At 68.0% G+C, this 15135-nt stretch carries 7 protein-coding genes; all 7 read right to left on the reverse strand.

What is annotated here, in order from left to right:
• Positions 1-21: 21 nt before the first annotated feature.
• Positions 22-6567 carry a chitobiase/beta-hexosaminidase C-terminal domain-containing protein gene (locus ACZO3G_RS00070; RefSeq protein ID WP_277138597.1) on the reverse strand — a complete coding sequence of 2182 codons (6546 nt, stop codon included), beginning with the start codon at positions 6565-6567 and terminating at the stop codon, positions 22-24.
• Complete coding sequence (locus ACZO3G_RS00075; RefSeq protein ID WP_276872773.1) at positions 6564-8363, reverse strand: ATP-binding protein; 1800 nt, start codon at positions 8361-8363, stop codon at positions 6564-6566. Before ACZO3G_RS00075 ends, ACZO3G_RS00070 begins: the two co-directional genes overlap by 4 nt.
• Positions 8360-9157, reverse strand: a complete 798-nt coding sequence (locus ACZO3G_RS00080) for a hypothetical protein (protein ID WP_101552324.1) — start codon at positions 9155-9157, stop codon at positions 8360-8362. The genes ACZO3G_RS00075 and ACZO3G_RS00080 overlap by 4 nt, the downstream gene beginning before the upstream one ends.
• A 102-nt stretch (positions 9158-9259) precedes the next feature.
• Positions 9260-10765, reverse strand: a complete 1506-nt coding sequence (locus ACZO3G_RS00085; RefSeq protein WP_276872776.1) for a LuxR C-terminal-related transcriptional regulator — start codon at positions 10763-10765, stop codon at positions 9260-9262.
• Positions 10766-10831: 66 nt separating this feature from the next.
• Positions 10832-11212 (reverse strand): hypothetical protein, encoded by a 381-nt coding sequence (locus ACZO3G_RS00090; RefSeq protein WP_276872778.1) that lies wholly within the window; start codon positions 11210-11212, stop codon positions 10832-10834.
• 172 nt (positions 11213-11384) lie between these two features.
• Positions 11385-13493 carry a dynamin family protein gene (locus tag ACZO3G_RS00095; protein WP_276872780.1) on the reverse strand — a complete coding sequence of 703 codons (2109 nt, stop codon included), beginning with the start codon at positions 13491-13493 and terminating at the stop codon, positions 11385-11387.
• Positions 13477-15066 (reverse strand): dynamin family protein, encoded by a 1590-nt coding sequence (locus ACZO3G_RS00100; protein ID WP_288234405.1) that lies wholly within the window; start codon positions 15064-15066, stop codon positions 13477-13479. The genes ACZO3G_RS00095 and ACZO3G_RS00100 overlap by 17 nt, the downstream gene beginning before the upstream one ends.
• Positions 15067-15135 lie beyond the last annotated feature (69 nt).

Consider the following 15135-nt stretch of genomic DNA (forward strand, 5'->3'; position numbering starts at 1 on the left):
TGGAAGCGGACCCCGCGGCCGTCAGGCCTCCGGTAAATCCTCGCTCCGCTGTTTTTTCCTTCTCCGGCGGAGCGCCGCCAGGACGATCCCGGCCGCGGCCGCGGATGCGGCCAGGCCGCCGAGCGCCCATGGGAGACCGGAGCGCGCGCCCCCGCTCATGGCGGCGGCCGCTTCCGGGACGATGATCGCGTATTTGGAAAGATGGTCGCGCATGGCGTAGGCGATCCCGCCGGAACGCCGGGTGTCGCAGGCCTCCACCGACCCGTCCTCGGCCAGCCGGCAGATCATGACCACGCCGTTCTGGTAGTCCGCGGGGACCGGAAGCCCGAGCTCGGCCTCGCCGGAGAGCCCGATCTCCTCGCCGCCGCGTTCGAGCGTCACCTCAAAGGCGGAGACGATGGCGTAGCCGAACTGGGTCTGCACCGCCTGCCGCTCCTTCCTCGAGGGCTCCACCCTGCGGATCACCAGCCGGGCGTCCCCGGGGACGCTCCCGTCCGGTGCGGAGAGCACGGCGTTGAACTGGGTATCCACGAGCACGACGTCGGAGAAGCTCGGCCCGGCGGTCTCGTCCGAATAGGTCCGGCGGCTTGCCAGCCGATCGGTCTCCAGACGCAGCAGCTTATCGGCTTCGTTTTCGGTTTCCGGCTTTTCCGGTTCGAAGACGGTGTAGGTGGCGGCGTTCACCACGCTGTCGTGGAGTCCGGGCAGCGCCGCCTTCGCCTTGAGGGTCACCGGCCGCATGATGGTCACCGGGGCGGTGTAGGTCATGCTCTGCTCGGTGGGCTCGGTGCCGTCGGTCGTGTAGTAGATGACCGCACCGAGCGTCTCGGTTTTCAGCTCCACCTTGGTGCCCTGCTCGATCTCGCCGCCCGGCACGCTCATCACCGGCGCGGCCGTCTGGCCGGCGTGGGTGTAGACGTACTGGACGATCTCGCTGGGCTCCTTGCCCTCCGCGACGGCGACGGCCTTGAGTACCATCGAGCCGGTGACGGAGATGGGGCCTGTGTAAAGGGTGCTGGAGGTGGTGGGGTCGGCGCCGTCGGTCGTGTAGAAGATGTCGCCCTCCTTGACGGTGAGGACCACCGCCGCGCCGTCGAGCGTGACCGCCCCGGAGGGGATCGACGCGGTGGGCGCGGGGGTGCGCTCGGCGATCTGGTAGGAGAAGACGACCGTGGTGCCGCCGTCGCCGCCGTCCTGCACCGCCGTGGCCCGGATGGTGAAGGTGCTGCCGGGCTCTCCCTCCACCGGCACGGTGCTGCCCTCGACGGCGTCGCCCCGCGCCGAGTGGCGGTAGCTGCTTCCGGAGGAACGCACGTCGGGCGCGTCGCCGCCGACCGTGTAGAAGATCATGCCGTCGGTGAGCGAGGTGGTGAGGGTCACCGAGTCGTCCGGCCGCAGGACGCTGCCCGCCGGGGGAACCGCCGTCAGGTAGTCCTCCTTTTCACAGATGGTGTAGGTAAAGGTCGACGTCTCGCTGGGGGTCTTGCCGCCGCCGTAGCAGAAGGCGGTTACGGTCACCGATTCCCCGAAGTCGGCGTCGATCACCACGTTCTCGCCGTAGAGCACCTGGTCGTCCTTCTCCTTTTCGCCCGTGGTCACGGTGATGGTGGTGCCGCCGCCGGAGGAGTCCTTCTTGTCGTCCTCCTTCAGGATGGCCTTGGGATCGCTGCCGTCCACCGTGTAGGCGATCGTCTCCTTGCCGGAAAGCCTGATGCGGGTGCCCTTGTAGACCACCGAGCCGCTGTCGAGCGAGGAGGAGGGCTTCTTCAGGGTGCCCGCCACCTCGTAGTCGTAGACCGCCTCGGCGCTCTGCATCCCGTTCTTCTCGGCGATGGCCCGGATGACCGTGTCCTCGTCGATCTGGATGGGGGAGGAGTAGACGGGGCTCTTGTAGGGCTCGGGCGTGCTGTCGTTGGTGGTGTAATAGATGGTCGCGTCCCTGGTGGTGCAGGTGAGGGTGACCTTGGTGCCCTTCACGATTTCATCGCCGTCGTCCGGGCTGGCCAGCACCGCCTGCACCCGCGCGGGAAGCTGGTAGCGGAAGACCGCGACCTCGCTCTGGTCGTAGCCCGGGGTGACCGCGAACGCCCGGATGATGTAGAAGGTGAGGGCGTCCTTGTTCATGGGGATGCCGGTCTTCGGGTCGTAGAGCCTGGTGGTGCCGTCCGGAGTGCCGTCCGCCTTCAGGGCGGGCGGAGTGTCGTCGTCGGTGTAGTAGATGCTTGCGCCGGCGGTCTTGCTGGACAGCTTGATCGTCTCGTCCGGCCGCAGCTCGAGCGCCTCGTCGTCCGGAGGCTTCGGCGACGCCTCGGGCGCCGCCGTCCGGTCTAGCAGCCGGTAGAGGAAGGTGGAAACCGCGCTGTTGTCATAGGTTTCGCTCTTGGTGAGCACCGCCGCCTTCACGGTGACGGATTGCTTGGGTTCCCCCTCGAGTGTGATCGTCTGGGGATTGCGATAGCTGACCGTGTAGGCCGTGGCGCCCGTGTCGTCGGTGGTGCTGGTGACCGTCCGCAGTCCGTAGGAATAGGCGGTGCCCGCCGCGATCGGATCCTCGTCCCCCATGACATACTGCAGGGTGGGCATGGCGAAATTGTCGAGGGTCAGGATGCAGTTGATGTACTCGGCCCCGTCCTGCGGGGCGTCGCTGGCGCGGTCCAGCGAGATGGAGGCGTCGTTTTCGGAACCGGAATCCTGCATGACAAGATCGGTCAGCAGCCGGCCGCCGCTGTCATGAAGCCCGTCGGCGGCGTGATAGGTCACCCGCTGCAAAAAGGCGCCGGAGGTCCCATAGTTGCTGTCGAGCTGTTCGAGCGTCTTGTCCGAAAGGGTGAGCAACAGGCTTTGCCCGTTGGTCACCGACGTGTTGGGATTGACGCTCGCGGCCGGACCGCCCAGTGCCTGGCGCACGCGCACGGGGAAGCTGACGGTGTCGCTCACCTTATCGGGCACGTCCGTTCGCTTGAAATACGCCCGGATGGTCACCACCGCGTAGTCGCCGGGCAGGTCGAGCGGCTCCTGCTCGTTGTACTCCTTGGCGTTCGCCTCGGTGGGGGTGCTTCCGTCGATGGTGAAGCGGACGGCGCCCTTCCCCAGGAAGGGGTGGGTGAAATGGATCTTGCTTCCGGAGGGATAGGTCATGGCCGGGTCGAAGGCCAGCCCGTTCAGCCTGAGCTCCGGCGGGTCGGGCCTGCCGATGTTGGTCGTGGAGTTGTAGCGGATATACGACACCGTGCTGGGCAGCTTATCCCCCGCGGTCGCGATCGCCTTGATGCCGAAGGTCGTCTTGTCCGTGGGGAAGGGGATCGGCCCGGCGTAGACGGTGCCGGTGTCCCTGGTCGGGTCCGTGAAGTTCTCGCCCTCGTCCACGACTGAGGTGGTGTAGCGGATGACGGCGTCCGGCTCCCCCGGCACCGTGATGACGATGCCGATCGATTCGTCGATGATCCCGTCCTTGCCGGTCGAAAAGACCGGCGGGTTGGTTCTGCCGCCCGAATTGCCGCTGCCCGAACCGGACGGGAGGAAATACTCCTCATAGAGGGCGTCGAAGGGGACCCTGGAGAGCCGCACGTTGGTGATCTCGATGTCTTTCCCGGAGACGAGGTCCTTTTCCGTGAAGCCGGTATGGCTGGTGGAATCCCTCGAATCCAGATACTCCAGCCTGGAAAGGTCCATCGCGGTCGGACTTTCCGCCCCTTCCGGCGTGTGGTCCGGTTTGTACGGGTTCACCGAGGCCGTATAGCTGCCGACCGGCTTGCCCTCGTCGGCGGTCCAGCCGGGCTCCGGCGGGAGCGCGGTGCTCCAGGACGCGAGCGGGACCTTGTAGACGACTACCCCGCCCCTTGTGCGGCTGGCGTTGTCCCCATCGATATAGAGCTTAAGATAGACGGCGTTATCCGCCGCGGGGTCCTTCAGAGAGAAGCCGATCCCGGTCTCCGCGCTGCCCGAAAGGTCGGTGACGTTGTCGTCCTTTTCGCTCTCGGCAAAGCCGCTCTCATTCACGTTCGCATTCGCCTTGACGAACTGGTACTTATAGAACGCAAGCACGTCCATGACGGTTTTGTTGTCCCTGTCGGACACCGTGTGCGCGTTGAAGGTCAGCGTATAGTGGTTGCGGACCGGCCCGCCGGGATCCCCCGCCTCGACGTGCTTGCCGCTTCCGTCGAGCCGGTCCGGCGACGGGACCGTCACGGTTACCCTGCCGGCGGTGGGCGTGTCCGGCGTGTCCGGCGTCTTCGCGGTGATGGAAAAGACCGCGGTATAGTCGACCTCTCCGGGTGCGTCCTCCGTGCCGGCGCCGACCTTCAGAGTGGCCGTGATCGTAACCGTGCCGCTGACGCCGTCCGCGGGCGCGGTATATTCCACGCTCGCGCCCGTGGCGCCGTCAAGGCCGCCGCCCGACCAGGCCGTGGTGGAAAGCGCGCCGGGGACCGCGCCCTCCGGTACCGTGGGGGCCGTCACCGAAAGCTTTACCTTTTGCCCGGGGAGGAGCTCTCTGCTGCCGCCGGAGCCGCCTTCGGCGGGAGCCAGCTGCAGTTCGTCGGCATATTCCGGGCCGGGGGCCTTTTCTTTCAGCGTGATCTCTTTGGAGGCGGTCAGCCGCACGCCGGGGAAGCCGGCATTTTCAGCCGTGGCGGTGACGGTGAGCTTTCCGCCCGTCCCCGTTTCGTCCGGCGCGGCGTTCAGCAGGTATCCGCCGCCCTCCTTTGTCACTTCAGTGCCGGGCTTTCCCTCGACCGAAAAGACGACGTCCCATCCCTCCGGCAGCCCGGAGGTGACTTCCGCGCCGACCCCGACGCTCCCGCCGGGCTCCACCTCTTCGGCGGTGCTGGTGACCTTCAGGTCGCCGGCCTTCGGCGTAAAGGAATAGCTGCCGGTACCGACCGTGGAACCGCTCGCGGTGCTGACCGCGGCGGCGGTGACGGTGACCGCTTTCCCGGCGGATTCCGCCGGGATCGCGAGCGCGCCGTCGGCCGTTGCGGCGGGCTCCGGCCCGGCGCTCCAGTTCACGCGGAACCCGTCCGTGGACGTGACGCCCGACAGCCGGGCGACAAAGTCGTAGGTCAGCCCGGCGTAAAAGTCGTCCTTGCCCGCCACGCCGTGCGGCACGACCACGACCCCGGCCATGCCCGCCGAGGAATCGATGGTGATGCCTGCGGGCGGGTTGGCGGTGGGCATTGTGCCCATGACCGGGACCGACGCGTCGAACCGCCAGTCGTTGCCCGCCACGGGGTAGGGGGTGATGGCTACGGTGGGCGGCCAGGGGCTGCCCGTCACCTTGACCTCGGGCGCGCCGCTTCCGACCAGCCATTTCAGGTTGGGGATGCTGGTGTTCACGTCGATCCACGAGGCGCCGAGCCTCGAGGCGGTGGCCGTCGTGCCGGTCTTGCCGTCATAACTGAGGCCGTTTGAGTTGACATGGCAGGTGAATTGGCTGTAAACGCTGCTGAAGCCGGCGGCGGTGTTGCCCGCCACGGTGCCTGCCGCGCCGCCGCCGATGACGGCGGGAAATCCCGAGAGGGGATTTGTACGGTTCCCCAGGTCATTTATCGTATTCCGAATATCGGTGCCGCCGTTCCCCTCCTGGATGTCGTAAATCCGCACGGCGCCCTTGTGGGCGTAGCTGTTCTGGAGCCCCGCGCCGCCCTCTGTGCCGCCGGCCAGGGCGCCCGCCGAGGCGGAACGCCTCGAGATGCTGGGGCACCTCTCTGGGTCGAAGTCGTAGACATAGACTTTTTGTCCGTAGTAGGCGCAGTTGCTCACGGCGGTGCTGCTGTCGCCCATCAGGCCCACCAGGCCGCCCACATACTTGTAGGTGCCGGAGATGTTGCCGCTTCCCAGACCGGCGTAGACGTCGGCGTCGGAATAGCATCCGTCGATGGACGTGCCGCCGTGGGCCCACCCGGCGAGACCGCCGACGCTGTAGGAGCCCAGGCCCATCGAAACGTTACGGATTTCCAGGCTTCCGGTCTTCACCCTGCTGACGACGGCGCAGTTTTTGATGTTGCCGCCGTATATCTCCCCCACGAGGATGCCCGCGTGGTAGACCGCCTGGCCGATGCTGGGGGAAGCGGGCTGGATATAAAAAACCCCGCCCTCTAGCAGGACCGTGATGTTTTTGAGGCTGCCGCCTTCGACGTAAGGGAAGAGACCGGCCGAATACCGACCCGTCTCGGGCGACAGCTCGGTGCCGTCCGCCAGCGTGATGGTCTTGCCGGCTCCGTCGATTTCCGCGGAAATGGAGCGCGCCGTCTTACCCTCAATTTCGAGCCCCTTCAGCTCGCTTCCGCTTGCCTCGATATTTTTCTGTTGTACCGCCTTGGTGTAAGTTGCCGCCGAACCGTTCTCTTGGCGCCAGCCGCGGCGGACATCGTTGAGGGACCAGGTTTCTTCGGTCTTTCCGTCCGAGAGGGTCACCAGAAAGGCGGTTTTGTCATTTGGGCCCACGGCCTCCGTATCCTCGTCCGCCGCAAAGACGGGCGCCGCCAGCGGCGCGGGCAGCTCCGGGACGGCCCCCAGCAGGATGGCAAAGGCCGCCAGCGTCGCGAAAGTCCGTTTCCAAAAGTTCATCCGTCCAGCTCCTTTCCTGTGGGGAACCTCTGCCCGAACCGTGCCGGGAAGGTTTTTCCAAGCTTTTGGTATTCCTCGCGGGCGGCCCGGCAGAGCCGCTCCAGGTTGATTTCTCCGTTTTCTGCCGCCGCCATGCGAGCGGCGTTGAGGGCGCAGGCGCGGATTCCCGCGCCGGTCAGCTCCAGCTCCCTGGCCAGGAGCGGATAGTCGATATCGTAGAGCGGGGCCTCCTCCGGGAAGATCCCCCGCCAGAGCGCCTCCCGCATCGCCTCGTCGGGCGTGGGGAAGCGGATCATGAAGCCGATCCGCCGCCGGAACGCCTCGTCGAAGTTCTGCAGCAGGTTGGTTGCCAGCAGGATGATGCCGTCATACTGCTCGGTGCGCTGCAAAAGATAGGCGATTTCCGCGTTGGCGTAGCGGTCCTGGGCGTCGGCCGCCTCGGTCCGCCGGGAGAAGAGGGCGTCCGCCTCGTCGAAAAAGAGGATGCAGTCGGCGTTTTCCGCCGCGTCGAAGATTCTGCCGATATTTTTCTGGGTTTCCCCGATGTACTTGCTGATGAGCTGGGAGAGGTCCACCCGGTAGAGCGGCAGTCCCAGTTCGTCCGCGACCACCGAGGCGGCCAGCGTCTTGCCGGTGCCGCTCGCGCCGTAGAAGAGGGCGGTCAGCCCCTGACCGCCGGGGATCGTGCGCGCGAACCCCCAGCGCTTCCAGACGGTCTCCCGTCCCCGGGCGAACGCGCAGAGGCTTTCGAGCTGGCGCTTCTGTTCCGGCGGGAGCACGAGGTCCTCCATCCGCTTGCGGTTTTGGATCCGCTGGGCGCTCTGGTTGAGCGCCTGCCCGTTTTCACGGCGCAGGGCCTCCCGCAGGTCCCCGGGCCCGCCCGCGGCCGTCTCGGCCCGCAGCCGGGCTGCGGCCTTCACGAGCGCGCCCACCGGGGCGCGGCAGAGGGACGCGGCGCGGGAGAGCTCCGCCTCCGGCTGTCCGGGGAAAAGCTCCCGCATCGCCCGCAGGCGTTCGGGGGCGGCGGGCGGCGGGACCTCCCGCTCAAAAAACGCCCGGCAGCCCTCCGGCGCCGAAACCGGCGTCCGCGCGCTGCACAGGACCAGCGAAAACCACCGGAACAGCCCCTCGGCCAGCGGCGCGTGGGCGTCCTCGTACCGGTCGAGGCAGACGAGCGCGTCGAAGAGCAGCGCCAGCCCCGCCAGTTCCGGGAGGTCCTCCGTGCCAATCGCCGCGCAGTCGGCCGCGAGCAGCCCGCAGCCCCGGCGGAAACAGCATTCGTTCAGAAGATATTTTTTCCCCGTTCCGGGCCCGCCCGTCAGGCAGGCCATCGCCGGGACGAGGTCCTCCCCGGCGGAGCAGCGCTCCAGAAAGGCGTCCAGCGCCGCCGGGAGCGCGCCGCCGTGGTAGCTTTCGCCGACGGGCGGCGCGATCGGCCGCACCCAGGCGGGAAGCCGCGGCTCCTGGCCGAACGCGCATTCGCAGGCTGTCCGCAGAAGGCCGCCCGCCTCCGGGGAGAAGAGCAACGGCAGCGGCGCGGGCGCGCCGCCCTCCGCAGCGCACAGCGCGGCCAGCTCCCGGGGCTCCGGGAAGGGCCGCAGGCAGGCGGCGCGGTAGAGGCACCAGGCGAACGCGGCGGTCTCGCGCGCGTCCAGTCCGAAGGCGGCGCACACACGGCCGAACGCCCCGTCCTCCGCAAAGCCCTGCGGGGCGCGGAGAATTTCGCCCCCGTCGCAGCGTTTTCCCAGCGCGAGGACGGCCTGCAGCGGTTCGCGGTCGGCTGTCTCAAAGGTCATTTCTTCTCATCCTTCTCCGGGGTCTCGGGCGTCAGGTTTTCCGCCTCGAGGCGGCGTGCGGCGATCCGGCCGCGGTAGTATTCAAACATCTTCTGCTTTTGCAGGTCGAAGGCGATGTTGAGCTTGCGGAAGAACCCGCGCGACTGCGCCTGCTTGCGCCGGACGATCGAACCGAGGAAGTCGAGCTCCCGGGAGAGCTCCCGCCGCTCGGCCCGCACCCCCGCGCGTTCCGGCCCCCGGACATCCCGCTCCGCCGCGGAGAGCGCCCGGTCCCTTGCCAGCAGGCCTCTGCGCTCCGTCCGCTCCTGCGCGGCGTTCAAAAAGGGCATCGTCTTCTGGAGGGCCTCCAGGCTCTGCCGCTGTAAGTAGGGGCGGATCGACTGCTCGCTCCAGGGCTTGTTCTCCGCCTTGTAGAGGAGCACCGAGCTGTTGGCCCGCCGCCGGGCGGAAAACGCCCGGTTCTGGTTGCCGGTCTTGAGCTGGCTCATCCGCTGGCGGTCGTTCATCTTGCGTTGCTCCTGGCTCGCGGCCGTGTCGAAGATCGAGGTTTTGATGTTCGCGAAGAGGAAGCTCTGGCCCCGCTTGGGGTCGTAGCCCATCTGGACGGTGCCGTAGAGGGTGTCCCACTTCCACAGCCGGTCGCAGCCCAGAAAGTCCGGCACCGTCCGGTCCTCGAAATAACCCTCGATGCTCTGATGCTCCTCAAAGCGGTTCTGGAGGATGTGTGCGGGGGAGGTCAGGCGCGCGGCGGCCTCCCGCCGCTGCTTCTGCCGCAATTCGGATATGCCCCGCATCCCGTTCGCCCCCTTCCCGCCCGCAGCTCGCTTTCATGAGTTTAAAGTAACACACTTTTTCTTTTCGTAAACTGGACTAAAGTATTGTTTCGGAAGAAAAATTTACAGGATTTTGAGCTCCTTGGCGATATTGACCGCCTCGATGCGGTTTTTCGCGCCGAGCTTTTCAAGGAGGTTGGAGACGTGGAACTTCACCGTCTGGAGCTTGACGCCGAGCTGCTCGCGGATCTGGTTGTTGGATTTGCCGGCGGCGAGCATCTGCAACACCTGCAGCTCGGTGGGGGTGACGTCGGGCATGTAGCCGGCCGCCGCCCTCGGGGCCGCGTGGTCCTGGTCGTAGAGCAGGGGGAAGAGCAGCGCATAGTTCTTCGCGGTCTCCAGCACGTTCTGCAGGTAGGAGGCGGGCAGGCTGCCCGTCCGGCGGTTTTCCTTCACCAACTGCCCCAGAAGCCGGGCCGCGGCCTGCCCGCCGTCCGCGACGACCCGGACGTACCGGAAGGGCGCGGCCAGCAGGAGCGCCTCCTCCAGCTTGTCCAGCGCCAGGCTGCGGCTCCCCAGCAGCTCGCAGGCGATGGCGCTGTCCACGAGGCATTCGATGGTGTCGAGCGGCCGGATGTCCGACCGCAAGACAAGCATCAGGCTCTCCAGCAGCGTCACCGCCTCCCGACAGCGTCCGAGGGCGATGAGCGCCTTGGCGCGGGACATCAGCTCATAGGCGTTGCTGAGGCAGCAGTCCTTCAATGCGTCGACCTGGCTTTCGGCCATCCATTTTTTCACTGCGTCCAGCCGGCCGTGGTGGATCTCGAAACGTATGCAAAGCGCGCGGTAGTTCGGAAGCAGGTGGGCGGCCTTCCGTTCCTCCAGCAGGCCTCCCAGCTTTTGCAGGACCTCCTCCGGCCGGCCGCTCGAAACGCCGTCCAGCCGCGCGATCCGCGCGAGCTGTGCGTATCCGGCGAAAACGATCTCCACGTTGGGGCTGGAGAGGGCGCCGGCGACCTCGATGCTCGCGGCGTCCAGGCTGCCCCGCTCATAGAGCAGCTCGGCCACCGCCGCGGAAACCGCGCCCGCCCCGCCGTCCGGCAGCACCGACTCCTCCAGGGGAGTCACGATGTTGGCCACCGCGCGGTAGTTCCTGCCCCAATCGGAGAGGTCCTTCGACCCGCGCAGCACGCTGGGCCTGCGCCCGGTGGCGCTCAGGTGGATGGGCGGCAGCCGGTAGCTGATCGTCTCGTTGTGCAGGATGGACAAAAGCAGCAGGATCTGGGCGTTGTCCGTCTGCGGCAGCATGATCCCCGCGAGACAGACATACCGCACCAGCGCCGCGCGCGCCGGGGACCCCTCCGGACACTGATCGCGCAGGACGGCGAGCTGGTTGAACCACTGGCGGGCCGAATTCGCCCTTCCCAGACGGAGGTCCGCCGAGAGGGCGAGAAAGCACCCCTCGGGCGACTGCTGGAGCGCCTGCTCCGGCAGGGAGGATAAGCAGCGTTCCATCCGCTCGAAATTCCCGTCGTCCAATATGGAGATCGGTTCCGCAGCCAGCAGTGCGATAGCCTCCGGATATTTTTCGGTTCCGATCAGTTCTTCCGCCTTTTCGTAGTCGATCATAAGGATCTACCCCTCCTATCAATCTGTGTTCTCCTAGGCGTCCGCCTTGCCCCGCGGGCAGCGGGCCTAACATTCCAGCTTCATCCGCAGCTGGAAGCTGTCCTCGCATTGAGTCAGTTCCACCGAGGAGACGCCTTCCGGCGTCTTCCCGGATTCCAGGTAATACTTTCCGGCCGAGGAGCATTCCAGCAGCAGGACCTGCGGCTGGATGCTGACATGCAGGCTGATCCAGCGGTCCGCGGGCGCCAGACGCAGGCAGTTTTCCGCGACCGGAGGCAGGATCACATCCAGAAGCTCGGCAATCCGTTCCTCGCCGCCGTTGTTGTCCTTCACCACGCCCTCGATCTCATACTCGAGATAGGCGCCCACCTCGGCCGCCCGCTGGAACCATTGGTCGAGCACCCGCGTCAGGCGGAAAGCGGATTTCGCATTGCTGCACGCATCCATACGATCCCTCCCTTTCTGTAAAGTCACGGATTTTCCGGAGGATTTGCCCCCGGAAAAAAGGAAAGCACCGGCGCCCGATAATCCGGGCAGCCGGTGCGAATGATATTGTACCTATTATAGCATGTCACGCGAAAAAAAGACGAAATTCAACAAAAATTGACTGGTGGGGAACTCACTGGTAGTACCTCAGCAATTCCGCCAGGGTCTGGAGCCGTCCGCACTCCCGTTCCAGCGCGGCGCTCTGCGCACCGAGCGCATCCCGCTCCCGCAGGAGCGACCCGCACAGGGCGGCCGAAAAAGCGCCCGCCGCCTCGGCGGCCTGTTCCCGCAGGCGGCACGCCGCCTGCCCGGCCGCCCTCCGGCGTTCCCCGACGATCTTTCGCGCCGCGTTTTGCGCCGCTTCCCGCAGCGCGGCCCGGCCCGGGGCGTCCCGCACGGCGGCCTCCTTTGGGAGGGAAAATTCCGGGAGCAGCCGGACCGGCTGCGGACGCTCCTTGACGGGCAGCCGGGAGAGGGCGGACCGCAGGACCGACCGCAGCCGTTCGGGCTGGCGGGCCGGACTCTGGAGCGGGAAGTTCTTGGCCGCGGCCTCCATCAGCCGGTTCTGCAGGCGGGAGGTGTCCGTGAACAGCAGGAACGCGGCCGCCTGCAGCTGGGAGGAGAGCAGCCAAAGCTGCTCCAGGTTGCGCCGGGCGTCGGCGGGGTCCAGGAAAGCGTAAGTTCTCTGCTCGCTGGTGTAGATGGTGCGGCGGCGGCCCCAGGTCCAGGGGCGTAGCGGCTGCGCGGCCGATTCGGTGCGCACCCGCGGGACGCTTTCCACGCCCTCCCGCGATTCCAGCTGCGCCCAGTCCTCGCCCAGGCGGTCGAGCTCGCAGAACACGTCGAGCTGCGCCTGCTCCAGAGGAGCCAGGTATTCCGCGAAGGCCTCGTCCACGTCGGCCCGCACCCGGACAAGGTGCGCGCTCAGCTCCCGCTGACGCTCCCCGATGGCGGCCTCCTCCTCCAGCAGGCGTTTCCGCTTTTCAAGCACGTCCGCCCGCAGGCGTTCGAGCAGCATCCCAAGCTCGCTGCGGGCCGCGGCGGTGAGCTGCCCCGCCCGGCGGCGGAGCAGGTCGTCCTTTTCGGCAGCCACCCGGAAAAACGCCGCGCGGGCCTCTTCAAAATTGCCGATCCGCACCAGTTCCTCCCGCTCGGGCTCCTCCAGCAGCCGGAGCAGCAGGCGCTCCTGTTCGCCGCGCTCCCGTGCGGGCCTGTGCGCGAGGTCCTCCGCCAGCGAGGAGAGGAAGATCGGGCGGCGGCACCGCTCGAGCGCCGCCGTCACCGGCTCCGGGCAGCCGGCGCGCCGCAGCTTCTTCATCGCCGCGCCGACGCTGCGGGCCGCGTGCTCCTGCAGGGCGCGGCGCAGTTCGCGCGCCGCGCTTTCCAAATCGGGGTACCCGGGGAGCATGTCGATGAGCGCGCTGTCGAACTGCGTAGCCGCCAGAACGAGCTCCGCCGCTCCCTTCTGGGGGAGCTGGGCGGTCAGCAGGTCCAGGTCGCTGCGGTCCAGGAAGCTCCCGCACCGGGAGAGAAAGAAGATCGCGTCGCAGGTTTCCAGGCACCGCCGGGTCTGTTCGGTGCGGGAGAGGACCGGGTCGTTGAGCCCGGGGGTGTCCACCACGGCCAGGTCGCGCAGACTGTCGAGCGGCAGCCCGAGCGTCAGGCTGTTCACGGCTGGGGCGAAGCGCCCGCCCTCGCCGACATAGTCGTTAAGAAGCGGTTCCAGCCCGTCGGTCCCCCCGAGCGGGATCCTGCGGGTTCCCTCCGCGAAGCATTCCTCCAGCGGGGTGCCGAAGCGGCTGGCGCGGGCGGCCGTCTCCTGCGCGGCCTGGACCTGGGGGGTGTCCATCCCCGAGCCCGCCAGGCGGCAGAGCTCCTCCCACTCCGCCCGGGTGAGAAACCGCGCGGTCAGGGCGGCCTCCTCGGCGTATTCCATCCGGGTGAGTACAGCGGTCTTCGGCGTGAGGCCCTTGGGCAGGACCTCGCGCCCGCCGAAGAGCAGCGTGTTGAGGAAGGTGGATTTCCCCGCCTTCACCCGGCCGGCCACCGCCAGCGTGAACCGCCGGTTCTCACGGAAGAAGTCCTCCGTCCGGCGTCGGAAGCTGCGCAGCAGCAGCTCCGGCCCGCCGGTGTCGACCTCCCCGGAGTAGGGCTCCAGAGCGGCGCAGAGGGACGCGACGCGCGCGGCGAAGGCCTCTGCCCGCCTGCGCTGCTCCTCGGTCTTTTCAAAGATCGGTTCCATACGCGTCCTCCTCATCCTCCCGGCCGCAGGCGGACAGGGCGGCGTCCGCCGCCTGCGCCTGCGCGCGGATCTCCCGCAGCAGCCGGGTCTGTTCCGCCGCGTTCGGCTCTCCCCGGCGCTCGAGCTCCTCCAGCGCGGCGCGCCGCAGGAGCGACTGCTCGCGGACAGCCTCCCCGGCGGCCTGCCGCACTGCTTCGAGCGCCGCCCTGCCCTCCCGCACGGTAAACGCCAGCGCCCGCTCGGAGAGCTTCGGCAGCACGCGCACCGGCAGCATCACCCGCAGTGACTCCCGCCGCCGCCCCCGGGGAACCCCGCGCAGCAGCGCGAGGATTTCCGCGAACAGGCCGTCCGAGTCGGGGAACCCGGCGAGGCCCCCCCAGGACGGGGACACGGCGCACCGCGCGGCCGCGTCCGGTCCGGAGACGACCCCCTGCAGGCGGAGCAGGGCGTTCACGCTTTTCTGGTAGCCCCTGAGCGCGGGCTCCAGTTCCCGGCGCAGGCTGTCGAGCGCGGCCGCGCGCAGGGTGTCGTCCACATAGGACGCGGGATTCTGTTCGCAGAGCAGCATCGCCTCCATCGAAGGCGCCGCGCGTTCCACCGTCCCGGCGAGACGCGCGGCCAGCGACCGCTCCCAGCCGCCTGCCTGCTGCTCCAGCTTCCGCGCCTGCTCCTCCAGGGGGCCGGCCAAAAGCCGGCTGCGCTCCTCCAGCAGCTCGATCTGGCGGGCGGACTCCGGGACCGTGAGCCCCGCCGCGTCCCGGCGCATGCGGAGATATTCGCGCAGCTGGTTCGCGGCCAGCAGGAGCGCTTGTCTCAGCCTGTTTTCCGCCAGCCGCGCCGCCCGGGACTGCAAACCGCGCAGCAGTTCGCGCACCGGCTCCACGTCGCCCCGCGCGCTCACGCAGGCGACCGTTTCCGGGACCGTGCCCGTCAGGTCGGCGAGGCTCTCGCGCAGGTACGCGGCCGCCTGCTCCCGTTCGGCGGGCAGCAGCTTGTCGCACTTGGTCAGGACCGGGTGGAAGGGCGCGCCGCGCAGGGAAAGCTCCCGCAGGAAGGCCGCCTCGCTCTCCCGGACGACCGGGTCGTCGGCGGCGAAGACCAGCAGGCAGGCGCAGGGGTCGGGCAGGGACTCGCGCAGGGCGCGCTCCGATTCCAGGGTGCCCGCGCCGAGGCCGGGCGTGTCGATCAGGCAGAGGCTCGGGAGCTCCGCGAAAAACGGCAGCGCGCAGGAGGCGCGCAGCATGGTCACGCCGGCAAGGTCGATTCCCGCGCGCAGGTCCCCAAGGCCGATCGGCAGCAGCGCGCCGCCGCGCTGCGCGAAGGCCCCGTTTTCTCCGAAAACGAGCCCGGTGGGGACCGCCGTCGTGGCGGTGATCCCCACCGGCAGCAGCGGAAGGCCCGCCAGGGCGTTGAGCAGGGAGCTTTTCCCGCTGTTCATCGCGCCGATGAACGGGACCGCCAGCCGAAATTCGGCGCAGTCGTCCAGCGCGGCCCGCAGCGGTCCCGCGTCGAGGCCGTTGCCGCGCAGAATGGGAAGTATTGACAGAGCGTGCTCCCGCAAACGGTTTTCCATGGCGCTCCCTCCAGCCCTCTCGGGGCCCGTCCGGCCCGTCTTTTTTTCAGTATAGCATAACTCCCGGCG

This window comes from Anaerotruncus sp., assembly GCF_057433415.1.

Excerpts from the sequence above, each read along its gene's own strand:
- ACZO3G_RS00085 (WP_276872776.1), bottom strand. The coding sequence starts at position 10,765 with ATGATCGACTACGAAAAGGCGGAAGAACTGATCGGAACCGAAAAATAT.
- ACZO3G_RS00090 (WP_276872778.1), bottom strand. The coding sequence starts at position 11,212 with ATGGATGCGTGCAGCAATGCGAAATCCGCTTTCCGCCTGACGCGGGTG.
- ACZO3G_RS00095 (WP_276872780.1), bottom strand. The coding sequence starts at position 13,493 with ATGGAACCGATCTTTGAAAAGACCGAGGAGCAGCGCAGGCGGGCAGAG.
- ACZO3G_RS00075 (WP_276872773.1), bottom strand. The coding sequence starts at position 8,363 with ATGACCTTTGAGACAGCCGACCGCGAACCGCTGCAGGCCGTCCTCGCG.
- ACZO3G_RS00070 (WP_277138597.1), bottom strand. The coding sequence starts at position 6,567 with ATGAACTTTTGGAAACGGACTTTCGCGACGCTGGCGGCCTTTGCCATC.
- ACZO3G_RS00100 (WP_288234405.1), bottom strand. The coding sequence starts at position 15,066 with ATGGAAAACCGTTTGCGGGAGCACGCTCTGTCAATACTTCCCATTCTG.
- ACZO3G_RS00080 (WP_101552324.1), bottom strand. The coding sequence starts at position 9,157 with ATGCGGGGCATATCCGAATTGCGGCAGAAGCAGCGGCGGGAGGCCGCC.